Source organism: Candidatus Pelagibacter sp. (assembly GCF_052049935.1).
Taxonomy (GTDB): Bacteria; Pseudomonadota; Alphaproteobacteria; order Pelagibacterales; family Pelagibacteraceae; genus Pelagibacter.
This window is the reverse complement of record NZ_JBNGZA010000001.1, coordinates 1-9,521: the sequence shown is the minus strand read 5'-3', so window position 1 is coordinate 9,521 and position 9,521 is coordinate 1. Positions and strand designations below refer to the sequence as shown.

Below are 9,521 nucleotides of genomic sequence, written 5' to 3'. Positions count from 1 at the left end.
ATATAGTCTTTTAAATAAATGAAACTATTAATTCAAATATTTTTATTCATAATTTTTCTAAATTTCAATGCAATTTCAGGAGAGTCAGGAGATCTGCCAGGACAAGAAATTCAAGAAATTAAAGAGACAGAAGAAATCTTTGAGGAAAAACCTGAGGAAAAAGAAGGAATGAATGTTAGCGATGTAAATGAATTATTAGAACCCAAAAACACCAATGTAACACTTCCTAAAAATAGATTAGAAGAAATATTTGACCAGTATTTTTTAGCTGAACTTAATGACAAAAAATTAACAATTATAGGAGAATGTGAAAAAAATTTATTAGATGGAAAATGCTATGTAGTTAAACCATCTAAAATATCAGATCATTTTAATAACTATTATTTTTATACCAATTCTCAAAACCAGGTTTATTCCATTATAGTCTTTAATGATAAAAAACAGGGAGATTTAAATAAATGTAAAGAAAAAATTGAAATGTGGAAAGAGTATTTCAATAGTTTTGATTTAAATCAAAAAGAACCAATGGATAACTCTTTGAATTTTGTATTAACAGACGCACCACAATCAAATAGTTTAGAAATTTTTGCTTCGTGCTATTCAGAAAAATATAGAGATATATCTTCAAGTTTTAGCATTAAATTTTTCAAAAATATTTAATGAAATTAATTTTCATTGTTTTATTTTTTTTTCTTGAAATAAACATTGCTCATAGTTCTAAATCTCATACTTCAGATAACCGAGAATTTTATGAGGGTAGGGTTAAATTTTTAAAAGAATACATCGATGATTTAAAAGAAAAACAAAAAAAAAATAATAAAATTAAAGGTTCTGTAGTTGAAACTTTAGGAGGCAAACTTTACACTAGGTTAGGTATTGGTACACAAGAAGAAATAGATAAATTAGCTTTACAAGATTGTAATAATGACGGTGGATTAGAATGCTTAATAAGATTTAGATCTTTAAAAAAAAATCAAAAATATAATAGATTTGCTAATTACAATTCTTCTAAAAAAACTCTTAAAGTTCTTGACGAATTTATTTTTGCAAAAAAAGTTTCTTCCACCAAAGGAATTGATATTTTAATAGCTGAAAAAGATTTTAAAAATAAAGATGATTTTAATTGTACAAAAAGTAAATCAAATTTTAAAGATAGCTTAAATATTTTGACCAAAGAAATTAATCTTTATCCAAAGTCATTCTTAGATAATTCTGGTCTTAAATATGTTATGATTTGTGAAAAAATAATTGATAAAGGCATTGAGCCCGTTGGTATGGCGCCTGGACATTTCGATCAATCTCCTGGAGTTTTTTATATAAACATCAATAGAGTGAATTCTTATGGAAAAAATAAAACTGGAATTGTTAAACACGTGTTTCATCATGAATTTTTTCATGTAATAGATACTGCCCTTACAACAATCTATTTAGATGATAAGTGGAATAACTTAAATCAACAAAGTTATTCGGAAGAATTACTAATAGACAAAAATGTAATTGATAACTCTGTTAAAGGTTACATTTCTAAATATGCTAGAAATAATTTAGCAGAGGATAAGGCAGAACTTTTTGCATTTATGATCACTCAACATAATAATTTTAAACAAATCATTTCTAAAGATGAAATATTGCTTAAAAAATCAAAATTGATGATTTCTAGATTAAAAAAAATTTCTAATAAAATAGATAAGAATTTTTGGAAAAAATTGAATTAAGTGTTTCTTAAATCAGAAATATTTTTGATTAATTCAAAACAATCTTTTTCTACTCTTGAAAAGACTTCTGACCAGTCACCTTGAATTTTTTGTCTATAAATTCTAAAATTATCATACCAAACAGTTTCATCATTAGAATTTAACCACCTCCAATCAGAAACTTTTGGTAATAATAACCATGTTTGTGTACCTAAAGTCCCAGCTAAATGAGCTATAGAAGTGTCAGTTGTAATTACAAGATCAAGATATTTTATAATTGCAGCTGTATCTAAAAATTTTTTGCTACCTGTATCCATTAGCAAGTCATAGTTAATTATGCTCTCTCCCAAATTAAATTCTTCAATCTCGTTCACAGCAGATCCCTTTTGAAGACTTACAAAAGTTGCTGACTTATTATTAACAATATTTTTAAATCTATCTAAAGTTATTGAATTACTAGCAACTCTTGGATTTGCTTTACTACCTTGCCAATTTAGTCCTACCTTCACGTTATCATTTACCGCAATTAAAGTTTCCCATTCCATTAGTTTGTTATCATTAATTTTTAATACTGTTGGATAAGGACAATTACTATTTAAATCTGGTGTCAGGAGATAGATTAAGTTTTGAAGTGGTGCCCAATAATCATAGTCATCATAATCATTTTCTAAACTAATAAGTTCTTCAATAAATGCTAAGTCTTCAAATAAATGATGCAGTTCCTCCTGGCATTTAAAAATTATTTTACAATTTAACTGACTTAATGTTTCTAAATATCTTGAAAATTGCAAAGTATTTCCAAGTCCATCTTCAGCAATAATAAGAATTCTTTTATTTTCAATATTTTGACCATTCCAAATTAAATTTTTTTTATCTAAAATGTTTTTAAAATTTTTGTCCTCAAAAATCCTATTGCTATATTCTTTAAATCCATCATCAAAATTTGACATTGATAACAAAGTAGTGCCTAAATTAATTTTAGATCTATTGAAGTTTGGACTTAGTTCTGTGGTTTTTTTATACATTTCTATAGCATCAGAATATTTTCCAGCATTCAAAAGAGTATTAGCGTAATTAAAGTGAACAACATGTGAGTCTGGTTTAGCTTTTATTGCTCTTTGATGCATGACAATTGCATCATCATATTTATGTTGTAGATGAAATAAATTTCCCAAATTACTAAGTATAAAATGATTACTTGAATTGTTTATTAATCCCTGTTGATAGATTTTGATAGCTTCTTCATACTTAGAATTATCTTTGTATAGGTTTGCTAAACTAAGATAGGCTTTTATTTCTTTAGGATCAATTTTTATAGCAGCCTTATAACATTCAATTGCTTTTTCAGTTTTCTCGCTTTGCTCATAAACAAGACCTAAACTTAAATATCCAGGAATATATTTTGGGTCATGGGCTAAAAGATTTGTTAAAATTTTTTCAGCAGCTTGATTATTATTAAGTAAAAAAATATTTGTACCTAATCTGTTTAAAGCTTTTGTGTCAAAATTTCTATCTAATGAAGAAAAATAATACCAAATTGATTTATCAAAATTATTTTGTTTATAATGTATATCTCCAATTAGATTGTAAATCTCATGATTTTCTGGATCTTGTTTCAATAAGTTAAAAGCATTTTGTTCAGCAAGACCAAATTGTCTATTGTCTAGCAGTTGATAATTTTTTTTTATGTTATGTGTAACTAAAGATTTGTTCATATTTTAACGAATCAATTAGATTTATATTATATCTTTAAAGCAAATTATAAAAGAGTGAACCTAACTTGGGATATAAAGCTGATGCTAAAACGATAAAGCAACCATATGGTATTTGAAAATTTTTATCTTTTTTATAAATATAAATAAATATGGATCCTACAATTGCACCAGCAAGAGCAGAGCTTGCCAAAATAAGATAAATTGATTTTATACCTAACCAAATACCAATCATTAAAAATAATTTTGCATCTCCAAGACCCATCCCTTCGACTTTTCTTATTTTAAAAAATATATAACGGATTATATAAATTGTCAGATATCCAATTATTCCTCCAAGAATTGAGTCATAAAAATTTGTATTAAATGGATTGAGATCAATTATAACAAAAAACAATCCTATTAATGATATCGGTATAGTGATTTTATCTAATATTAAATAATATTTTAAGTCAGTAAAAAAAATAATAATTAGCGATGAATAAAATATAATATATCCAAAAAATTCAAAACTTAATCCAAATAGATTATAAGAGTAAACAAATAAAAACGCTGTAAGCAGTTCAACTATAAAATAACTCAAACTTATTTTTTCATTACAATTTTTGCATTTACCCAAATTTAGAATGTAAGAAATTATTGGAATATTGAGATAAAAAGGTATTTTATATTTACAATGGATGCAAAATGAGTTTTTAGAAACAATATCTAGTTCATTGGGTAATCTATAGATACAAACGTTATAAAAACTTCCAAATATTCCACCAATAATAAACAGGAGTAAGCTAAACACTTACCTTTTGAATTTTATTTTATCATCCTCACCACCTTCATCATCTCTCCTGATGCTAGGTTGAGTTTCTTCTTTGTCTTGACTTGTTTGTTCAGGTTGTTTTTCCTCTGATGGAGCAAGATCTACATTTTCACTCGCTTGAGGTTCAGGATCAGGTGTAGGAGCTGGGTCTGAGCTACCTTCCAACGCATCTTTACCTGTTTGGCTTTTAATTTTAAAAAATTTATCTAAATGAGCTAATTGTATAACTTTCATTACTTCATTACTTACATCAGTTAGAAAAAAATCTTTTGAATTACTCTTTGATAGCTGCATTCCTTCAACTAGTGCTGCAATACCTGATGAGTCGATATATTTTACTTTTGAAAGCTGAACTTCTATTGTTTTAACTTTATCTATAAGATCTTTTATGTTTTCTCTTACTTGTGGTGATTTATCTAGGTCTATTTCATCTGATAGAAATAGTATTCCTACGTTTCCGTTAATTTTTTGTTCGATAGACATAAGGCTTTTTTTATATTATTAATTTTAAATTACAACATATGATTATTGACTGTATTTGTGGAAAAAAGAAGTTTAGGCTAGCTGATGATCAAATGCCAGCTGAAGGTTCCAAGGTAAGATGTGGTTCTTGTGCAGAAGTATGGTTCTACCATCCAAATCAAGGAAACTATCCAACAACAGAAGAGACAAAATATAAAGAAAAATCTGAAATTCAAACTAATCCATCTACTACAGAACCAAGTTATGAGGAGCCAATATCTAATACAACAGAGGAACCTCCAGTTGATGATCCTGAAGAATTATTGTCTACTATTGATCCTGACGAAGTAGCTGCAGAAGCAGAAAAAGAAACTAATGATAACGTTTCTAATTTTAAAATTTTTACAGATGAAGATGATGATCTTCCATCTAAAGAAGAAATGGATAAAAATTTAGATAATTTAAAATTTGAGAGAGATAAAAATTTAAATTTTTTCCAAAAATTATTTAAAAAAGATAGAATGCGTGATGCAGCTGAAGCACTTAAAAAGAAAAAAGTTGCAGAAATTTCTGAGGAGGAACAACAAGCCAATCAATCAAGAAGAACAAGGCTATTGTTTTATTTGTTAATTGTTCTCTCAATTGTTGGATCAATTTTTATGGTCCCAATTAAGAGTGATCTTGTTTTAATGTTCCCGTTTCTTGAAGGTTATATAAACTTTCTAATTCCTGTCTTTGAATATATACGACCTTTTATTGAAGTTAGATAGATTAATTTTTTTCTTCAGATTTTGCTTCTGAAACTTTTTCATTTTCTTTATTTTTTTGTTTTTCGACTTGTTCGATAACTGATTTTTTTTCTTTTAATAATTTTTCTTTACCAGGAAATACATAAACTCCTATCCTTCCTTGGGCAATTATTTTATTTGAATTTGGATTTTCTCTTTTTACTGTTTCATTAACAATATTTATTTTAAATTCAGTTTCAGATAGCTTATTTTTTAAAAATGTGAGATTTTCAAAAGTGCTTAAAAATTGATACTCAATATAATTAATTGCATACAATTTTCCTAGCTTTAAAGATTCACTCTCGTTAAGACTATTAATTTGAACATTAAATTGATTTGCCATTCCCGAAATAGAATTCTTATAATTTTGGAATTCAGTAGGTGACATAAATTTCATTATTTCTTGAATATAAGAATATTCAGCATTATTTACATCTTTTCCAAGTTTTGCAATTTCAATCACAATATCATCAGTTTGTTGTTGAATATTTCCTGAAGAAGAAAGCAATTTGTTTTGTTCAGATAATTTTAAGCTTGTGTAAATTTCACCTACTATAAATCCAATTAAGGCAATCACCATTACCACAAATCCAACTACAACAAATTTAGACTTATCTCTTATTGATTCGTCTTCAACAGTTTTAGATTTATTTTTAGATCCACTTAACATTATAAATTTTTACTATCATATTTACATTTGATATTATGTAAATGATTCGTACTTGATATTAATTATATGAAAAAAACTCCAAATTACATCAAAAAAACCCTTGATGATGCTAAGATCGAGTTATTAAAAGATAAGCAACTTCAACTATCTAGACAGCTATATATTCAAAAATTAAAAGAAATTTTTTCTAAAAAAACTTTAGATTTAAATGAAAATTTGCAGACAAAAATGTCTTATGCTGGTTCTGGACAATCATCCATTACTACCACAGTCAATATAGATAATAACAACGACCTAAATAAAAAATCTAAAGAAATAAATAATAAAATAATTTTTTTAAATAATGAGATAATTGAAAATCAATTTTCTGATGTCGAGGAAGCTAATAATGAGCTTCAAAATCTTAATGATAATATTATAGAACTTAAGGATGAGATAGAGGTATCTAAAAATCAGAAAATTATAGAATTAATTGAGGAAGTGGATGATGTTATTAATTTAACAGATGAAGTTGTCAATGAAGTAGCTTCAAGCAGCGATAATTATGATGATGAAATTTTACTAAATGAAGAAGTTTATAAAGAGATTGAGAGAAAACCTTCTCAATATTCAAATGATCAACTTGAAATTTTAAATGCTAAGATTAACGACTTAGATTTAAATAGCAGTGAACTTACCGAAAAATTAGATGAACTTTTAAACCAAAAAAATATTTTTTCAGATAAATTTAACGATGAATTAGACATCAAATTAAGTGAAGCTTTAAATAGATCTGAAGATAACCTGGAGTCAAAATTATCAGGTATAAATGACAGCTATCATCAAGAATTTAGTAAATACGAAGAAGAAACAAATAAAAATTTTGCTAATCTTGAAGATCAAATTGGTCAACTAAATATCCAATTTTCAAATATTCAAAATAATTTAACTAATATATCAACTAAAATTGAAGATAGTATTCAAAAAATAAATGAAACAAAATCTTTAGATGAAACCTCTAGTATAGAACAACGTTTTGATAATAAAATTAGTGAGCTACAAGATTATAATCTTAAAATTGAAAATTCCTTAAATAATTTAAATAATAAAATCGATGAAACTCTTGATAAAATTTCAGTTTATAAAAATGATGTAAACCAAAGACTAACAGAAATGGAACCAGAATTAATTAATAAAATTGAAGAGAAACAAAGAAACAAGACAGAGTCTGAAAAGTTACAAGATAAATTCGATCAAATGTCAAAAATTATGGATATGCAAAATATGAGAATGTTACAAATGTATCATTCATCAGAATTACAACAAAGCCATTCGATATTGCAAAAAAATATTGAAAAGAAATCATCTTCATCAAAAAAAGATGTTGATCCGGAATTAATTGCAGATGAATTTAAAAAAGAAGTTTTTCCAAAAATTCAAAAAGAAATGGATAAACAATTTGACCTACTAAGAGAACAACTATCAGAATATGAGATAAAAAGTGTTTTAGATAAAATTAATAGCACAGATCTTAATAAAGAGTTTAAAAAACCAACAAAAAAATTTAGCAATTTATTTGATGCTAAAAAATATGTTAAAAATTCAATCTCAAAAAAATCAAGAGATTGGATTAAAAATAATGATTTAGCTATTGATGAAATAGCAAAAAAACTTTTAGATAAATAATTTTTTAAATAAAGAAATCAAATAAAATTGAATTAGTATTAAAAGTATTTTTAAATTCATTTTGCTACTACTTTCAAATCTACGATTAAAAGCAATATAATAATCTGCTGATTTTAGCTTAGGTTTTGAATTGATAAGAATGTCTGCTAAAATCTTAAATCCTTTTCCAAAATATTTATCTTCATTTTTTTTAAATAATTTTTTCTTCATAATAAAAAATCCACTCATTGGATCAGTTGTATCTATTTTAAATATTTTAAATAAAATAATTAATATATTTGAAGCAAAACGTCTAAATTCCGATAAACCTTTATTCTTAATAGATAATTTTCGAGCTCCAATAACAATATCTAATTTTTTTTTTGAAAAAAGATTATACATTTTTTTTATATATTTAGGATTGTGTTGCAAATCTCCATCCATTATTAAAATATTTTCAAAATTTGATTTTTTGATTCCTTCAAAACATGATTTGCTAAGATCTCTTTTTGTTTTTTTTCTTAAAATTGGATTAAAAAAATTATATTTATTTTTTAAATTTATTAATTCATCTTTACTATTATCAGCTGAATTATCGTCTACGAAAATAATTTCAAATTGATTATTTTTAAGTTCATTTTTAATCTTATTTGTCAGAGGTAAAATATTTTTCTCTTCGTTTAAAATTGGAATAATTATACTTAATTTCATAAAAAACTTTTAATTATTAAAACTTTTTTACCAAAATTATTCGATATTATTAATAAGTTTGTTTTTTGTATGTTCTCTTAAAAAAGGATTAATCTTAATTGAATCTTCAAATGCTTTTGTGGCCTCTTTAAAAAGGCCTAATTTTTTAAGTGTAATAGCTGAATTGTATAATGCGGTAGCATGATAAGGATTATACAAGTAAGCTTCTTTGAAATTATCTAATGCTTGTGGATAATTTTCTAAGCTAAATTTAATTTTACCAAGTTCAAAATAAAGATCATCAATTGATGGGTTTTGTAGAATTATTTCTATATTATCTCTAGATTTTTCTTCAATCAATTTATTAAATTTTTCAAAAATATCTTCTATTGTATTTTGAGATTTTTCATACTCCTCAAAAAAATAATAAAATTTTGCAAGTTTAAAATTTTTTTGCGCAGAATCTTTAAAATTATCTTTATATTTATTTTCAAAATAATTTATTCCATTTTTGTTTTTTAATAATATTTGATATCTTAAAAATTCTAAAATACTATCATCATGATAAGGTTCCAAGCTGTATAGTTGATATAAATTAAATAAGTATTTTTTTTCATCATTTGAAATGATTGATTGTTTTATATTATTTGTGAAAGCATACCTATGAACATTACGGGGACTTTTTTCATCAATTTCACTCATAAAAACATTATTATCTAAATAAACATAGGATCTATCTTTTAGAATAAATATTGAAAAAAATATTATTCCAATAAATAAAGTTACACAAAAAACACTTCTGTAGATCTTTTTTAAACTTAAATTATTTAAAAAAATCCAAGAAATAATTATAGCTAAACTCACGACTGACGAGTATTGATATCTTTCAGCCAAGTTAGAAATTAAAGGAAATCCTTTTTCAATTAAACCAAATAAAACTGGTAAACTCAAACTTGCACAAATCCAGATAAATGCAATTAAAATATAAGGATCTTTATTTTTATAAAATAAATGTATTGAATACATAAATATCATAAAAAATAAAAT

Annotated in this window: 10 protein-coding genes; 4 read left to right on the top strand and 6 right to left on the bottom strand. The window is 25.0% G+C overall.

The features are described 5' to 3' along the window. Window positions 1–18: 18 nt before the first annotated feature. Both ACTT90_RS00050 and ACTT90_RS00045 read left to right on the top strand, forming a co-directional pair. On the top strand, window positions 19–660 hold the full coding sequence (locus ACTT90_RS00050) for a hypothetical protein (RefSeq protein ID WP_440936868.1): 642 nt from the start codon (window positions 19–21) through the stop codon (window positions 658–660). After that, window positions 660–1,715 (top strand): putative zinc-binding metallopeptidase, encoded by a 1,056-nt coding sequence (locus ACTT90_RS00045; RefSeq protein ID WP_440936867.1) that lies wholly within the window; start codon window positions 660–662, stop codon window positions 1,713–1,715. The genes ACTT90_RS00050 and ACTT90_RS00045 overlap by 1 nt, the downstream gene beginning before the upstream one ends. Here the strand turns inward: ACTT90_RS00045 and ACTT90_RS00040 are convergent. Genes ACTT90_RS00040 through ACTT90_RS00030 form a run of 3 tightly spaced genes read right to left on the bottom strand, consistent with a single transcriptional unit; the run spans window position 1,712 to window position 4,703 of the window. Continuing rightward, on the bottom strand, window positions 1,712–3,409 hold the full coding sequence (locus ACTT90_RS00040) for a tetratricopeptide repeat protein (RefSeq protein ID WP_440936866.1): 1,698 nt from the start codon (window positions 3,407–3,409) through the stop codon (window positions 1,712–1,714). The two genes, ACTT90_RS00045 and ACTT90_RS00040, sit on opposite strands and share 4 nt — an antisense overlap. A 34-nt stretch (window positions 3,410–3,443) precedes the next feature. After that, the gene (locus ACTT90_RS00035; protein WP_440936865.1) at window positions 3,444–4,199 is read right to left on the bottom strand and encodes a prepilin peptidase; all 756 of its coding nucleotides are present in this window, start codon (window positions 4,197–4,199) and stop codon (window positions 3,444–3,446) included. Continuing rightward, a complete protein-coding gene (locus ACTT90_RS00030) occupies window positions 4,200–4,703 on the bottom strand; it encodes an STAS domain-containing protein (RefSeq protein WP_440936864.1) in 504 nt (167 codons plus the stop codon). A gap of 38 nt (window positions 4,704–4,741) precedes the next feature. On the opposite strand from ACTT90_RS00030, the gene ACTT90_RS00025 reads away from it, so the two are divergent. Next, on the top strand, window positions 4,742–5,452 hold the full coding sequence (locus ACTT90_RS00025; RefSeq protein WP_440936863.1) for a zinc-ribbon domain-containing protein: 711 nt from the start codon (window positions 4,742–4,744) through the stop codon (window positions 5,450–5,452). Window position 5,453: 1 nt separating this feature from the next. On the opposite strand, the gene ACTT90_RS00020 is transcribed toward ACTT90_RS00025, so the two are convergent. Then, complete coding sequence (locus ACTT90_RS00020; RefSeq protein ID WP_440936862.1) at window positions 5,454–6,140, bottom strand: hypothetical protein; 687 nt, start codon at window positions 6,138–6,140, stop codon at window positions 5,454–5,456. Window positions 6,141–6,206: 66 nt separating this feature from the next. Between ACTT90_RS00020 and ACTT90_RS00015 the strand changes: the two genes are divergently transcribed. After that, window positions 6,207–7,805, top strand: coding sequence for a hypothetical protein (locus ACTT90_RS00015; protein ID WP_440936861.1), 1,599 nt, complete (start codon window positions 6,207–6,209; stop codon window positions 7,803–7,805). Here the strand turns inward: ACTT90_RS00015 and ACTT90_RS00010 are convergent. Continuing rightward, window positions 7,794–8,495, bottom strand: coding sequence for a glycosyltransferase (locus ACTT90_RS00010; RefSeq protein ID WP_440936860.1), 702 nt, complete (start codon window positions 8,493–8,495; stop codon window positions 7,794–7,796). The two genes, ACTT90_RS00015 and ACTT90_RS00010, sit on opposite strands and share 12 nt — an antisense overlap. Window positions 8,496–8,531: 36 nt before the next feature. Further along, window positions 8,532–9,521 (bottom strand): tetratricopeptide repeat protein (locus tag ACTT90_RS00005; RefSeq protein ID WP_440936859.1); only part of this gene is annotated, 990 nt, incomplete at its 5' end.

Bases quoted from the DNA above. Each gene is read 5' to 3' on its own strand.
- ACTT90_RS00030 (WP_440936864.1), bottom strand. From the start codon at position 4,703: ATGTCTATCGAACAAAAAATTAACGGAAACGTAGGAATACTATTTCTA.
- ACTT90_RS00050 (WP_440936868.1), top strand. From the start codon at position 19: ATGAAACTATTAATTCAAATATTTTTATTCATAATTTTTCTAAATTTC.
- ACTT90_RS00045 (WP_440936867.1), top strand. From the start codon at position 660: ATGAAATTAATTTTCATTGTTTTATTTTTTTTTCTTGAAATAAACATT.
- ACTT90_RS00010 (WP_440936860.1), bottom strand. From the start codon at position 8,495: ATGAAATTAAGTATAATTATTCCAATTTTAAACGAAGAGAAAAATATT.
- ACTT90_RS00015 (WP_440936861.1), top strand. From the start codon at position 6,207: ATGAAAAAAACTCCAAATTACATCAAAAAAACCCTTGATGATGCTAAG.
- ACTT90_RS00020 (WP_440936862.1), bottom strand. From the start codon at position 6,140: ATGTTAAGTGGATCTAAAAATAAATCTAAAACTGTTGAAGACGAATCA.
- ACTT90_RS00025 (WP_440936863.1), top strand. From the start codon at position 4,742: ATGATTATTGACTGTATTTGTGGAAAAAAGAAGTTTAGGCTAGCTGAT.
- ACTT90_RS00040 (WP_440936866.1), bottom strand. From the start codon at position 3,409: ATGAACAAATCTTTAGTTACACATAACATAAAAAAAAATTATCAACTG.